Annotated in this window: 10 protein-coding genes; 3 read left to right on the plus strand and 7 right to left on the minus strand. The window is 69.8% G+C overall.

The annotated features are described in order from the left end of the window. The first annotated feature begins 26 nt into the window (after positions 1–26). A complete protein-coding gene (locus ABTZ99_RS15220; RefSeq protein WP_498772028.1) occupies positions 27–2,147 on the plus strand; it encodes a tetratricopeptide repeat protein in 2,121 nt (706 codons plus the stop codon). Here ABTZ99_RS15220 and ABTZ99_RS15225 read toward each other — a convergent pair. The 7 genes from ABTZ99_RS15225 to ABTZ99_RS15255 form a co-directional block, all read right to left on the minus strand. Next, positions 2,125–3,810 (minus strand): TIR domain-containing protein, encoded by a 1,686-nt coding sequence (locus ABTZ99_RS15225; RefSeq protein ID WP_499611714.1) that lies wholly within the window; start codon positions 3,808–3,810, stop codon positions 2,125–2,127. The two genes, ABTZ99_RS15220 and ABTZ99_RS15225, sit on opposite strands and share 23 nt — an antisense overlap. Positions 3,811–4,141: 331 nt before the next feature. Beyond that, positions 4,142–5,041 carry an endo-1,4-beta-xylanase XynA gene (gene xynA / locus ABTZ99_RS15230; RefSeq protein WP_499611717.1) on the minus strand — a complete coding sequence of 300 codons (900 nt, stop codon included), beginning with the start codon at positions 5,039–5,041 and terminating at the stop codon, positions 4,142–4,144. Positions 5,042–5,295: 254 nt separating this feature from the next. Further along, on the minus strand, positions 5,296–7,389 hold the full coding sequence (locus ABTZ99_RS15235; RefSeq protein WP_498772033.1) for a CotH kinase family protein: 2,094 nt from the start codon (positions 7,387–7,389) through the stop codon (positions 5,296–5,298). After that, the gene (locus ABTZ99_RS15240) at positions 7,380–8,213 is read right to left on the minus strand and encodes a polyphosphate polymerase domain-containing protein (RefSeq protein ID WP_498772035.1); all 834 of its coding nucleotides are present in this window, start codon (positions 8,211–8,213) and stop codon (positions 7,380–7,382) included. Before ABTZ99_RS15240 ends, ABTZ99_RS15235 begins: the two co-directional genes overlap by 10 nt. Then, entirely contained in the window at positions 8,210–8,812 is a 603-nt protein-coding gene (locus ABTZ99_RS15245; RefSeq protein WP_498772037.1) for a DUF4956 domain-containing protein, read from the minus strand. The genes ABTZ99_RS15240 and ABTZ99_RS15245 overlap by 4 nt, the downstream gene beginning before the upstream one ends. A gap of 919 nt (positions 8,813–9,731) precedes the next feature. Further along, on the minus strand, positions 9,732–10,094 hold the full coding sequence (locus tag ABTZ99_RS15250; protein ID WP_499611720.1) for a PLD nuclease N-terminal domain-containing protein: 363 nt from the start codon (positions 10,092–10,094) through the stop codon (positions 9,732–9,734). A gap of 77 nt (positions 10,095–10,171) precedes the next feature. Beyond that, positions 10,172–10,738, minus strand: coding sequence for a TetR/AcrR family transcriptional regulator (locus ABTZ99_RS15255; protein WP_499611722.1), 567 nt, complete (start codon positions 10,736–10,738; stop codon positions 10,172–10,174). Positions 10,739–10,818: 80 nt separating this feature from the next. On the opposite strand from ABTZ99_RS15255, the gene ABTZ99_RS15260 reads away from it, so the two are divergent. Beyond that, positions 10,819–11,313, plus strand: coding sequence for an FBP domain-containing protein (locus tag ABTZ99_RS15260; RefSeq protein WP_498772045.1), 495 nt, complete (start codon positions 10,819–10,821; stop codon positions 11,311–11,313). Positions 11,314–11,501: 188 nt separating this feature from the next. Then, complete coding sequence (locus ABTZ99_RS15265) at positions 11,502–12,953, plus strand: DHA2 family efflux MFS transporter permease subunit (RefSeq protein WP_498772047.1); 1,452 nt, start codon at positions 11,502–11,504, stop codon at positions 12,951–12,953. Positions 12,954–12,960: the final 7 nt, after the last annotated feature.

Here is a 12,960-nt window from a genome sequence, read left to right on the forward strand (position 1 = left end):
GATCCCGCTTGCCACGGCCCTGAGCGATGAACCTGGACGCCAGCAACAGCGTCACGTCCTCCGTCGGCGGGACCGTCGTGCAGGTCGGTGCCGTCCACGGTGGCGTCCACGTCGTCTCGTCACCCGGATCGTCACGACGCGCGCCACGTCAACTGCCGGCTCGGCACCGCTCGCTGGTGGGCCGCGGGCGCGAACTGTCCTTTCTCGACAGCGCGCTCGAAGCGGCGGTGGGCGACGGTGAACTCCCGGTGCTCGTGGTCGAGGGAGTCGGTGGGATCGGCAAGTCGGCCCTGGTGATCGAGTGGGCGCACCGGCAGTCGTCGCGCTATGCCGGTGGTCAGCTGTTCGCCGACTTCGCCAGTTCGCGTGAACTGCCCGGCTCACCCGTGCAACGGGTGTTGCACGGGTTCCTCCTCGCACTCGGGGCCGACCCGGGTGCGATTCCGGGTGATGAGCAGTCCGCCGCAGCGCTCTACCGCAGCCTGATCGCGGACCAGGCGGTGCTCATCGTGCTCGAGAACGTCGATGAGAACGAGGAGGTCCACCTCGCGCTGCCGGGCACGCCGTCGTGCGCGGTGATGGTCACGAGCAGGACCCGCCCGCACGGTCTGCGTCTTCGACCGACCGCCTCGTTGCACCTCGACGTGTTGAACCGGGATGCGGCGAAGGAACTGTTCGAGAGCCGGGTCGGACCCGTGGAAGGGGAATCCGGCGCGCGAGCGGCGGACGTCCTGGTCGAGGCCTGTGCCGGGTTGCCGCTCGCGCTCGCCATCGTCGCGGCTCGCGTGTCCGCACATCCCGACTTCCCGCTGTCCCACCTGGCGGAGGAGTTCGACGAGTCGGTGGCCGGTGTGGACGCGTTCGAGTCCGACGACGGCAGCGTGAGCCTGCGCGGAGTGCTGGAGTGGTCGTACACGTCGCTGACCCCGGCTCAAGCGCGGGCCTTCCGCCTCGTCGGGGCGGCGCCGACCGGCGACCTCGAACTGCCGGCCGCGGCCGCCCTGCTCGCCGACGCGGTGCGTTCGGCACGACGGCTGTTGCGCGCACTGGAGTCGAAGAACCTGTTGTGGCAGCGTGAGCCCGACAGGTTCCAGATGCACTCGTTGGTACGGGCGTGGGCCGGCGCCCTCGCCGAGGACGCGGAAGAGCCTGGGGCACTGATGGAGAGCGCACGGCGATGGGTCGACTTCTACGCCCGCACCGCACACGCCGCCGACGTCCTCCTGTACCCGCACCGGACTCGGCTACCTCTGCCACCGCCGGTCGACGGCTGCGTGCCCTTGGCCTTCTCCGGGGAAGAGGAGGCGTTCGCGTGGTTCGCACGGGCGCACCAACAAGTGCTGGCCGCGCTCGACGAGTCGGTGCGGCGCAACTGGCCCACGACCACGTGGCACCTCTCCCGTGCGCTCGACACCTTCCACTACCGGCGCGGGCACTTGGCCGAGAACGTCCGCACCTCGCAGGCGGGCGTGGAGGCCGCCCGCCTGCTGGGCGACCCAACCATGAGCGGTATCGCGCTTCGTCAACTGGGGCGCGCGCAGACCCGGATCGGTGATTTCGCCGCCGCCGCCGATTCACTGCGTCACGCACTCGACCTCGCGGCGGACGGTGGCGACATCACGGAGTCCGCCCACACCCACCATGACTTGAGCCGCTTGTGCGCCCGGTCAGGTGACCAGGACGGGGCGCGGCACCACGCGTCGCAGGCGGTGCGCCAGTACCGGGCGGCGGGTAACGCCATCGGCGAAGCTCACGCGCTCAACGCCCTCGGACGTGCGCACGCCGAGCTGGGAGCGTCCGCGAAGGCGGTGGAGTTCTGCACCGAAGCGCTGCGGATCGCCGACGAGGCGGCGGACGCCGGTGGGCAGATGGTGATCCTCGACAATCTCGCTTCGATCACCTGGCGGATGGAGGACCTGCGGACGGCCGTGGAGTACTACGAACGAGCGCTCGCCTTGGCCGCCGCCACGGGGTCGATCTCGTTCGAGGCCGAGGTGGCCGAGCACCTGGGATCCGTGTTGGCCGAACTGGCGGACGAATCGGCGCCGACGGTCCTGCGACGGGCGCGCGACCTCTACGCGAGTCAGCACCGCGCCGTCGAATCGGCGCGGTGCGACGTGGCGCTCAGCGCGCTCCGGACGTCCTGACCTTCTTGACCACCGCCTTCCAGTTCCGGTTGCCGATGCTGCCCCAGATCCCCTGCGTGGTCGTCCAGGTCCGGCCCTCCGCCGCCACCCGGACGCGCTCGACCGGGTCGGGGCAGAGTCGCTCCAGAGCCCGGATGTCCCCGGCCGAGAAGCCGCGGTCCCTGTGGGTGCTCCGGATGGTGAACCACCGGCAGTCCGCCACGAGGTGGTCGAGGCCGAGCTTCTCGAAGATCCGCGTCGCGGCGTCGATCTCGGAGGTGGCGTCGGCACCCCGGCGGTCACGCTCCAAGTGGGCCCTGAGGAGGTGCAAGCGGCCTGAAAGCTCGATGTAGGACGCCCCGTCACGGGCCCGGTTCTGGAGCGCTGTCAACAAGTCCCCTCCCGCCAAGCGGGTCGCGAGCGCCAGGTTGCCGGCCCTGACCGCGATCTCGGCGCGCAGGAGGGCCGCTTCGTAGCGCTCGCGGCATGGCCGACCCATGCGCAGGCGCTCCTCCGCGCTGTCCGCGAGCTTCCGGGCGATGCGAAGGGCACGGCGATGCCCCAGCAGCCGGTGCCGGGTGAACCAGATGCGGGCGTCGATCAACAGGCACACGTCGACTTCGTGCGGGTTGTTGGCCAACAGGAACATCTTCTGCGCCCGGTCGAGGTACTCGTGCGCCTTGTGCAAGTGGTGATCGCGTTTGTCGCCGAGCCGGGTGGCCGCGATGTCGAGGTGGATCCGGCTCAGGCACCGCCAGCCCTTCGCCAGCAGGGTCTGGTCGTCGATCTCCTCCGCGATCGCCACACCCTCGTGGGTCACCCGCAGCGCCTCGTCCAGTGCGTTGCGCCTGCGCAGCACCCAGGCGCGACCGCAGATCAGCCACCGCGCCCTTTCCCTGCTGCTCGTCTCGTCACCGTCGGTCGCTTCGAGTTCGGCGAGACAGAGGTCGGAGACGTCGGCCATGAGTTCGACGTCACCCGCCGCCTTGATGATCCGCTCGACCGTGGAGAAGATCCGGATCGCACGGGGGTCCAGCGGTCGAGGGGCGCGAGAGGCGAGCGCGTGCCACTCGCGCACCAGACCTGGTGCGGGTGAGTTGGCCGGGCCGACCAGCCTGAGGTCCCGAAGGACGTCCCGCAACGTGCGTGGGCTCTCGGTCGTCGACGTCGTGGCGTTGTCCGGTGCAGGGTGCTCGGCACTGTTCCCCGACGCGTTGATCGACTCGCGTTCGTGCCTGTGCACGTCCTTGATCCGCGCGACGATGAGGTCGATCTGGTCGAGCTTGGCCATCTGCAAGCTCCGCAACGCGAACGGCGCCACGTCCGCCGGTGTGTCGGGCAGCAGCACCGGGATGATCGGGCACCCCTCGTGCGACGTGTGCTCGTAGTGGCGCTGGATCACCTGTTTCGTCTCATAGCGGATGCCGAGGTGATCGGTCGTCGGGTCGTCGTTGTCGTACCACGCGATCGAGTTCCGGGAGATCAGGTAGATGACCGGGTGGTTCTGGATGCAACGGCTGATCCACTGGTGCAGTGAGCTCGGGTTGCGACGGGCGAGCTGCCGGTCGTAGAGGACCTCGATCCCCCTCGCGGTGAGCGATCGGACCAGCTCTTCAGCCGCGGCGTTGTCCTGCACCCCGTGTACGTACGAGAGGAAGACGGTGTACGGGGGTGTGTCATCCATTGGTGCTCCGAGTCACTGTGCGGCGAAAGTGCTATGTGGCACTTTTCAGTGCCTGTTTGCTCTGAAGGACGATAGCAACCGCGGCGCGACTGTGCTTTAAGCGGGTCTGCATCAGGGTAGACCTCAGGGGCACGAGGGCTGGTCCGGATGCGCCTGACAAGCCCGACTGGCGGCATCGGCGCTGGTGGGGTGGCATGTAAGTGCAGTCGGGCACCGGCCGCTCCCGGCTGCACGTCTCGGGCGCCACCGGCCGGGAACGCAGCGTGGCGCGACGGTTCAAGACCGTCGCGCCACGTGTGCCAGTGGGTCGGTGAAGGGTCGGCTGGCGGGGTCAGCCGGCCGCGCAGGAGACGGACGGCCAGGTCCAGTTGCCGTTCGCCTGTATGGTCACGCCCCAGTTGTTGCCGCTGCCGTTGGGCCTCGCGGTCAGCGTCTGGGCGTTCGGGTAGCTCGCGCTGATGTTCCACGTCGACAGGACCTTCGCGGGCGACGGGACGTTCATCGTGACGGTCCAGTTGGTCGAGCCGCTGACCGAGACGTTGAGGTTGTAGCGGTCGCTCCACTTGTCACCCGCGGACAGGGTGGCGGTGCAGCCGCCGGTGCCCGGGTTGCCCGTGCCGGGGTTGCCGCCGGACACGCCGTCGACCGTGATGTTGGAGTTGCCGCTGCTCTGGTAGCCCTCGGTCGCCATGATCATGTAGTAGTGGCTGCCGAGGTTCATCCCGTTGCGCGCCCACGCGTCGAAGTGGTTGCCGGACGTGATGCTGCCACCGGTCTTCTTCGACTGCCGGACGCTCCAGTACTGGTCGAAGGTCCGGGTGCCGTCGATGGACGGCGCATTCGTCCGCGTCGTCTTGTAGATGTCGTAGGTGCCGCCATCGGTGGTGACCGTGCCCTTGTACTGGCCGGTGGGCCGGTACGTGCCCCAGTTGTCGACGATGTAGTACTCGACGAGCGGGTTCCGGGTCCAACCGTAAAGGGTCAGGTAGGCGTTCCCGGACGGGTTGAAGCTGCCCGAGTAGTTGACCGTCCGGCGCCCGCCGGTGGCCCAGCCCTTGCCCGCCACGAAGTTGCCGGTGTTGCGCCACGACGTGCTGTAGTTGCCGCCGGACCCCAGCTCCATCGAGACGGTGCCCTGGCTGTCGGTCCAGAACGAGTAGAAGTAGCCGTTGTTGGTGCCCTCTTGGTTGGTGGTCACCGCCGCCTGGGCGTTCGACGTCACAATTGCCATGAGCAGGAAAGTGATCGCCGTCAGCGGGAGCAACCTCCCGCCTCTGATCTTGACGGACATCGGGGGAATTCCTTTCAGCAGCATTGCTGATCGACGTCGAATAGCATCGAGTCGGCCTCGGGCGCGGTCAACAGTTTGCGAAACTTTCCGGTCGGGTACGCCGAACGGATTCACGTGATCCGGCCGAAAAGGCATTCGCACGACCGAGTGCCCGGCGCCGGGGTGGCGCCGGGCACGGTCCTCGGGGGAACGGGTCAGCTACCGGTGCACGTGAGCACCGGCGTGCCGGGCGACCCGGTGGACGTGCCGAGGAACCCGAACGAAGTGCTGGCCCCAGCGCCGACCGAGCCGTTGTGCGCCGCGTTGCGGGCGGTGACGGTCGATCCCTGGCTGGTCACGGTGGCGTTCCACGACTGGCTGACCGTCTCACCGCCGGTGTAGGTCCACGACACGGTCCAGTTGCTGATCGCCGACGTGCCCGCGGTGACGCGGACCTCGCCCTGGAACCCGCCCTGCCACTGGTTGACCACCGCATACGTCGCCGAGCACCGCGCACCGCCGGGTTGCGTGGTCGTGGTGGTCGTCGACGTGGTCGTGGTCGTGGTGGTGGAGGTCGTCGTGGACGTCGGGGTGGTCGAACCGCCCCAGCCCGACGTGGAGTCCAGCCACTGGATGCGGCGCTGCATCCAGTCCCGCATCGCCTGCACCTGACCCTGCCACGTGGGCGCGGTCGGGGTGCGGAAGAAGCCGACGGTCGGCGAGCTGAGGTTCGGCCAGCGCTGGAAGTTGCGCTGCGCGCCGTTGGTCAGCGGCCGGGCGAGGGCGTCGACCCGGGTCGCGAGCGAGGAGTCGGAGAGCAGGCCGCGGCGCAGCGACTGCCAGCGCGACTTGACCTGGTTCACGAACGCCGGGTCGCGCAACAGCTGCGTGTGCCAGTCGTTGGCGATCGGTTGCCGGGTCTGCAGGTGCTGCCAGCCGGAGACCTGGTCGTTCTGGAAGAACCCGCCGACGCCGAACGTGAGGTCGAAGTCCCACAGCGGCCCGGCGAAGATCTTGCTGTCCCGGTCCTTGTAGAAGTGGGCGCTGCGGAGGTAGGCGTCCATGCCGCGGCTGAGCTCGTTGATGATCATGTGGTCGATGAACGACGGCACGTCGATGTACTTCTGGTACCCGGTGGTCGGGTCCGCGAAGTTCGGCGCCCGGAGCACGTCGTGGAACTGCTGGATGTGACCGCGCAGCCAGTCCCGCTGCTGCGTGTTCAGCGGGTCGGGGTCGGCGACCTCCAGGTAGTTCCAGCAGGTGTTCGTCGGCCCGGTGCAGGCCAGCGTCGGCTCCTCGGTCGCCATCCACTCGAACTTGAAGATGTACCCGCCCTGGATCGTGGGCAGCGTCGTGTCGTCCTCGTCCAAGCCCTTGAGGTCCAACCGGTTCTTCGAGTTCTTGATCGTCTCGACCAACATGTAGACGCCCATGTAGTCGCTCGCGCCGACGGGGGTGGTGTCGGTGTTGAGGTAGAACTCGACGAACTTGTACCGCGGGGCCTTGAGCCCCATCTCGCGACCGAGGTCGTAGACGAACGCCTCGCGGATCAGGGACTTGTCGGTGAACGGTCCGCGCAGCACCCAGTCGGAGTCGGCGGGCATGCCGAGCACCGGGTAGTCGGCGTCGTCACCCTCGTTGTCCCAGAACTCCAGCCGGTACGGCGTCTTCTCGAACGAGGCCGACGACTGCCCGCGCAGCTTGAACCCGCCGCGCGTGGCGACGGTCGGGGTCGCGGCCAACGACGTCGTGCCGCCCGCCTGCGGTTCGAAGATCATGGTGGCGCCGTCGAAGTACTCGCGCTGCGGCTTGCCCGCGCCGTAGGAGTCGATCGCGACCACGGGCAGGTCGTGCGCCGTGGCGGTGGCCTCGCGGGCGACGTACATCGCCGTGCCGGGACGCCCGGAGGCGGCGTTGTCGACGAACGCCTGCGCGCGCAGCTGCGTGGTCCGGGTGAGCTGCACCGCCGCGCCCTGGTAGAGCGTCGACTGCGCGTTGGGCAGCTGGCCGTTGGTGGTGTAGCGGATCTGGGCGCCGGCGATCGCGGTGCTCAGCGCGACCGACACCTGTCCCTGGAACGTGCCGCTGGGCACGGAGAACGTGATGTCGCCGACCAGGTCGTCGGCCGCCGCGGCGGCGGCGATGGCGTCGGCGGCGGCCGTGCCGCCGGTGGATCCGGTGGGGGAGCTCGGTTCTGCGCCTGCGGACAACGGGATGAGCAGACCGGTGAGGAGCACGGCGGCGACCGCCAGCCCCTTGGCCTTGTGGGTCGTCGCCGCGGCGCCGTTGCTGCGGAGGGTCAAACGCACGATGCCTCCTGTTCGGTTCGGTGGGACAGGGCGGTCGGCGCCGGGCCCAGCGACGACGTGGCGCCCCGGAAGTGGCGGCGCAGCGTGCGTCGCCACGGCGCGTCGGGCAGGTCGAGGCGGAGCGCGGCCAGGCCGGTGGCGTACTTGGAGATCCGGGCCGGCCGCACCCCCCGCTGCCACAGCATGCGGTCGACCGGCGAGGCGGCCGACGCGGTCTTGGTCTCGATCACGGCCCAGCCGGACAACCGCAGCGTGGCGTCGTCGTGCCGCCAGGACAGCGCGGTGTCGATGGTGACCCGGCTCGCGGACTCCGGCAGCAGCAACGTGGTGCGGTCGTAGTCCGTGACCAGGACCGGGTCGAGCGAGCCGTCGGCGTCGGGCGCGATCGACTCGCGGGCGAGCGCCTCGTCGACGAAGTCGCGTCCCGGGCGGACGGTGTCGCAGTCGTCCGGGTGGTAGGGCAGCCGGTGCTTGGTGATGCTGCCCCGCGCGCCGCTGATCTTGACCTCCAGCCAGCACTCGCCGGAGTCGACGTAGGTGCGGGTGCGCACCTTGAACCGGCGGCGCCTGCGGTAGGCCGCGGAGTGGTAGCTCTCCAGCCGCGGCGTGTCGAAGTAGACCGACTCGTAGCGGAACGTCCGCTCGCCGCCGATGTCGAGCACCCGCGCGTGCGGCGCGAGCTGCTCCAGCAGGTGCGGCAGGGCGTCGGACGGCACGACGTACTTGCGGTCGACCCTGGTCTGCAACGCGGCCCGCTCGATCAGCTCGGCCAGCCCCACCGGGGTCATCCGCGCGAGGGCGGGCATGGTGGTCGTCATGGTCATCGGCGCGCTCCCGAGGCTGCGGGCGCGGTGGGCGCCGTGGTCAGGGCGTGCGGGGTCAGCGCGTAGCGGACGTCGACGATCGTGGTCTCGTTCACCAGGTCCAGCCGCTGCACGGTGACGGCGTGCACCCTGGCGTTGAGCAGCTGCTCCAGGTGCGCGACGAGCGTGACGTGGTCGGTGATGGCCGAGTCCAGGACCAGGATCTGGTGCCGGTAGTGGCGGAACAGCTTCCGGTTGTCGCCCAGGAACATCACCACGACGATGAGCCCCATGAGGCCGCCGTTGAGCCACAACGAGCTCGTGCTCAACGCGCCGAGCAGGCCGAGGGCGAGGGCGGAGAAGTAGTACGCCACCTCGTGCTGGTCGAGCTCCGTCGAGCGCAGGCGGATGATCGACAGCACGCCGAACAGCGCCATGCCGAGCCCGATGCCCGCACCGGTGTTGGTGGTGCTCAGCGCGCTCGCGACGGCGAGGACGCCGATGTTGACCCCCAGGTAGGCGACGACGAGGTCGCGTCGGCGGTGCCGCGGGAAGTAGAGCCCGAAGACGAGCAGCACCACCGCACAGATGTCGATCGCGAACAGGACGAGCTGTGACATCTCGTTCGTTCCTCCTACAGCCGCGTGCCGAGATCGGCTGGGCACCGCCCGCTTCTTGGCGGGGGTCTGCAGGACGGTCGCCGAAACTTTCGAGTATTCAGGTAAACTTTCGGGAACTCGTTCGAAACGATAGGGGCCACCCTGGTGTCGCGTCAATGAACTGCCGGTGTACTGGCGCGTATCAAAAGGTGGATACTTCGCTGGTAGAGGCCATTCGGACGCTGTGGTGGCCGCCTTTTGGTGGGCCGGTCGAGCGGTACGCGCGGTAATCGACCCATGTCAAGTGGTGTCGAAAGTTTCGGATCAAGTGGAGCCAACTTGCCCGAGCTAGATCACGCCACGAGCGCCGGTCTTCCGAAGGGCGACGACCGGGACGGTTCGAACCGGCGAAGGTCCTCGTGGTCGACCCGGGTCGTCGTGCGGGCCGGATCGCCCTCGCCGACCGGCAAGGTGCGCGCCGGTCGTGGCGGAAGGCGGAGCCGGCGGGCCACGAGTTGAGCGGCAAGGACTTCGGGCCGCGCTGAGCACGAGCATCGCCGACCTGGTGCCCGCACCCGAGGACGACCTGACCGACGGGGTCCGGCTCCAGTTGCCCGAGGAGGGCTCCAGCGTCGTCGGCAGGCGCGGCGGCCTGGACTACTACGTCTACCGCTCCCTGGTGGGGAGCCCGTCGGTGCCGGGCCGCCGACACCATTCGGCGGCCCGCCGGCGTCGCGCCACATCGGTTCCGGCCCGCACGACGAGGAGCGCCGAGCGGTCCGAGGGTTGCATCCGTCCTTCCGTGACGTCCTGGCACGCGGGGACTCGTGAAGGTCGCCGGCGCGCACAACGCGCTCGGCGCGGAGTCCTGGCGGGAGCCGGCGCCCCGACACCCGGTCCGTCCACGTGCGACGGACCGGCGGCGGCGCGGCGCGGCGGGCTAGTGCGACTCGTCCTCGGACCTGCGCGCCTTGCGGCGCTGCTCCTCGGCCCGTTCGCGGCAGCGGCGGAGGAACTCGGCGTCGGACTCGGAGTCGGCGGCGGCGAAGCGGCCCGGGCGGTCGTACTCGGGGAACGCGGGCGCGGTGCGCTCGTAGGCGCGCGGCCTGCCGGCGGGACGGACCGGGCGGCCCGCCACGAGCCAGCTGATCGAGCCCACCAGCGGGAAGAACAGCACGATCAGCAGCCAGCCCGCCTTGGGCAGGTTCCGGGCGTCGCCGTCGTCGGTGGTGATGACGTCGACCAGGCAGAACAACCACAGGCCCAGCGTGAGCACGCCGAAGAGGCCCCCGAAGTACAGCACGGTCCCAACCCCCAAGAAAGTCGTCGGCGCACGGTAGCGCAGGGGTCCGACAAAGACGGGGGAGTTCGGACGGCGCGTCAGGACGGCCAGTTCCCGAGGACGGCGTGGAGCGCGTCGAGCGCCTTCGCCCACGACGCCTCGGTGTCGCGCGGGTGGTGGCTGAAGCCGCCCGTCGCTTCGAGAGCCGTGTAGCCGTGCAGCGTGCTGTGCAGCAGGCGCACGGCGTCGGTCTCGTCCGGCTCGGGCAGGTGGTAGCCGCGCAGGATGGCGCGGGTCAGCTCCGAGTGCCGGTCGGCCCGGCTCGTGGCCGCGATCTCCGGGGTCAGGTCGACCCGCAGGGCGGCGTACCGGCCGGGGTGCTCCCTCGCGTAGTCGCGGTAGGCGTTGGCGAAGGCGACCAGGGCGTCCTTGCCCGCGCGCCCGGCCAGGGCGGAGGCGGCGCGGTCGGCGAGCTCCGCCAGCGCCAGCACCGCCACCCGCTCCCGCAGGTCGTGGGCGTTCCTGAGGTGGGAGTAGAGGCTCGCGTCCTTGACGCCGAACCGGCGGGCGAGCGCCGACACGGTCAGGTTGTCGAACCCGACCTCGTCCGCCAGCTCCGCCGCCGCTCGGACCAGGCGTTCGACGGTCAGTCCCACGCGTGCCATGTCGCCTCCCGCAACCTAGGAGTCCTAGGCTAGCACTTATACGTTTGTCCCTGGTGACTAGCTGACGTAGCTTGGGGTGCATGGAACCCGTAACCGAGCGCGAGATCCGCGCGTCGTTCGTCAACTGCACCAAGGGCGAGGCGAAGCGCCTGTCCGTGCCGGGTGACCTGTCCGAGCGGCCGTGGGACGACCTGGACTTCCTCGGCTGGCGCGATCCCGCGTCACCGCAACGCGCCTACCTGGTCGCCACGTCCGGTGACGCCGTGGTCGGCGTGGCGCTGCGCCTGGCGTCGCCGCACGCCGGTCAGCCGCGGCGCACCATGTGCTCGCTGTGCCTGACCACGCACCAAGGTGGCGGCGTCTCCTTGATGACGGCGCGCAAGGCGGGACGCGAGGGCCAGCAGGGCAACTCCGTCGGCGTCTACCTCTGCGCCGACCTGGCCTGCTCGCTCTACCTGCGCGGCAAGAAGGACGCCGGCCCCGGCTCGCGGCTGCACGAGTCGCTCACCCTGGCGGAACTGGTCGACCGGACCACCGTCAAGCTCCACGCCTTCCTCACGCGGGTGACCGGCTGAACAGGGTCGGTCGCGCAGCGCCGCGGCGGCGTCGCGGTTGGACACCTGGTCCGGGCCGGCACGCCGGTCCGTCGGCGTTCGCCCACGGAAAAGCGAGTTGTCGTCGGCATCTTCGGAGGTAGGGTTGGTGTGTTCGGGGCGCCGTTGCCTCTTTGTCGCGCCCGTCTTTTCCTCTGGGGGATCCACGCATGACTTCCGCAGGTGTGTCCGACGCCGTGACGTCGCCGCCCGCGCTCACCCGCGCCGACCGCGCCGTGATCGGCGTGCTGCTCGTGGCCACGTTCGTGGTCATCCTGAACGAGACCATCATGGGCGTCGCACTGCCCGTGCTGCTCACCGAACTCAACGTGACCGCCGCCGTGGGCCAGTGGCTCACCGCCGGCTTCCTGCTGACCATGTCGGTGGTCATCCCGATCACCGGCTACCTCATCCAACGCGTGACCACGCGCGTGCTCTACGGCGTGGCGATGGGCCTGTTCAGCGCGGGCACGTTGCTCGCCGCGCTGGCTCCCGGCTTCGAGGTGCTCCTCGCGGCACGCGTCGTGCAGGCCTGCGGCACGGCGATCATGCTGCCGCTGCTCATGACGACCGTCATGACGCTCGTGCCGCCGGCCCGCCGCGGCGCGGTGATGGGCAACATCTCCATCGTCATCTCCGTCGCGCCCGCCATCGGGCCGACGGTGTCCGGCGTGGTGCTGGACATGTTCAGCTGGCGCGCCATGTTCTGGGTCGTGCTGCCGATCTCGGTGACCACGCTGGTGCTCGGCCTGCGCTGGGTCACGCGCATCGGCGAGTCGAGCAGCGCGCCGCTCGACGTGCTGTCGGTCGTGCTGTCGGTGTTCGGCTTCGGCGGGCTGGTCTACGGCCTGTCGAGCATCGGGCACAGCGGCGGCGGGTCGTCCGCCACGCTGTGGGTGTCGCTCGCGGTCGGCGTGGTGGGCATCACCGCGTTCGTGCTGCGGCAGGTCCAGTTGCAACGGCACGAACGGGCCCTGCTGGACCTGCGCACGTTCGGCTTCCGCACGTTCACCCTGGCCAGTGCGCTGATGATGGTGATGATGGGCCTGCTGCTGGGCGTCGTCACGATCCTGCCGATCTACACCCAGAACGTGCTGGCGCTCGACCCGCTCGCCACCGGCCTGCTCCTGCTGCCGGGCGGTCTGCTGATGGGGCTGCTGTCGCCGTTCGTCGGCCGGCTCTACGACCGGGTGGGGCCGCGCGTCCTGCTCATCGTCGGCACGGTCGCCACCAGCGGCTCGCTGTGGTTCGCCACCACGTTCGACGAGGGCACGCCGACGCCGCTCGTGCTGGTGTTCCACCTCGTGCTGAGCCTGGGCCTGGCGTTCTCGTTCACGCCGCTGTTCTCCTCCGGCCTCGGCGCTCTGCCCGCGCGGCTCTACTCGCACGGCAGCGCGATCTTCAGCACGACCCAGCAGCTCGCCGCCGCGGCGGGCGTGGCGTTGCTGGTCAGCGTGATGAGCGCGCGGGCCGCCGAGCTGGCCACGGCCGGTGAGGCGAAGGTCGGCGCCGAGATGGGCGGCATGCACGCCGCGATCCTGCTGGCGGCGATCCTGTCGCTGGTCGCGGTCGCCGGTTCGTTCATGATCAAGGCCGGCAAGGCCGAGGACGCCCCGCACTAGCGCACGG

It is taken from the genome of Actinosynnema sp. NPDC002837, from assembly GCF_040295345.1.
Classification (GTDB): Bacteria; Actinomycetota; Actinomycetes; order Mycobacteriales; family Pseudonocardiaceae; genus Actinosynnema.

Excerpts from the sequence above, each read along its gene's own strand:
- ABTZ99_RS15225 (WP_499611714.1), bottom strand. The coding sequence starts at position 3,810 with ATGGATGACACACCCCCGTACACCGTCTTCCTCTCGTACGTACACGGG.
- ABTZ99_RS15260 (WP_498772045.1), top strand. The coding sequence starts at position 10,819 with ATGGAACCCGTAACCGAGCGCGAGATCCGCGCGTCGTTCGTCAACTGC.
- ABTZ99_RS15255 (WP_499611722.1), bottom strand. The coding sequence starts at position 10,738 with ATGGCACGCGTGGGACTGACCGTCGAACGCCTGGTCCGAGCGGCGGCG.
- ABTZ99_RS15220 (WP_498772028.1), top strand. The coding sequence starts at position 27 with ATGAACCTGGACGCCAGCAACAGCGTCACGTCCTCCGTCGGCGGGACC.
- ABTZ99_RS15245 (WP_498772037.1), bottom strand. The coding sequence starts at position 8,812 with ATGTCACAGCTCGTCCTGTTCGCGATCGACATCTGTGCGGTGGTGCTG.
- ABTZ99_RS15265 (WP_498772047.1), top strand. The coding sequence starts at position 11,502 with ATGACTTCCGCAGGTGTGTCCGACGCCGTGACGTCGCCGCCCGCGCTC.
- ABTZ99_RS15240 (WP_498772035.1), bottom strand. The coding sequence starts at position 8,213 with ATGACCATGACGACCACCATGCCCGCCCTCGCGCGGATGACCCCGGTG.
- xynA (WP_499611717.1), bottom strand. The coding sequence starts at position 5,041 with ATGGCAATTGTGACGTCGAACGCCCAGGCGGCGGTGACCACCAACCAA.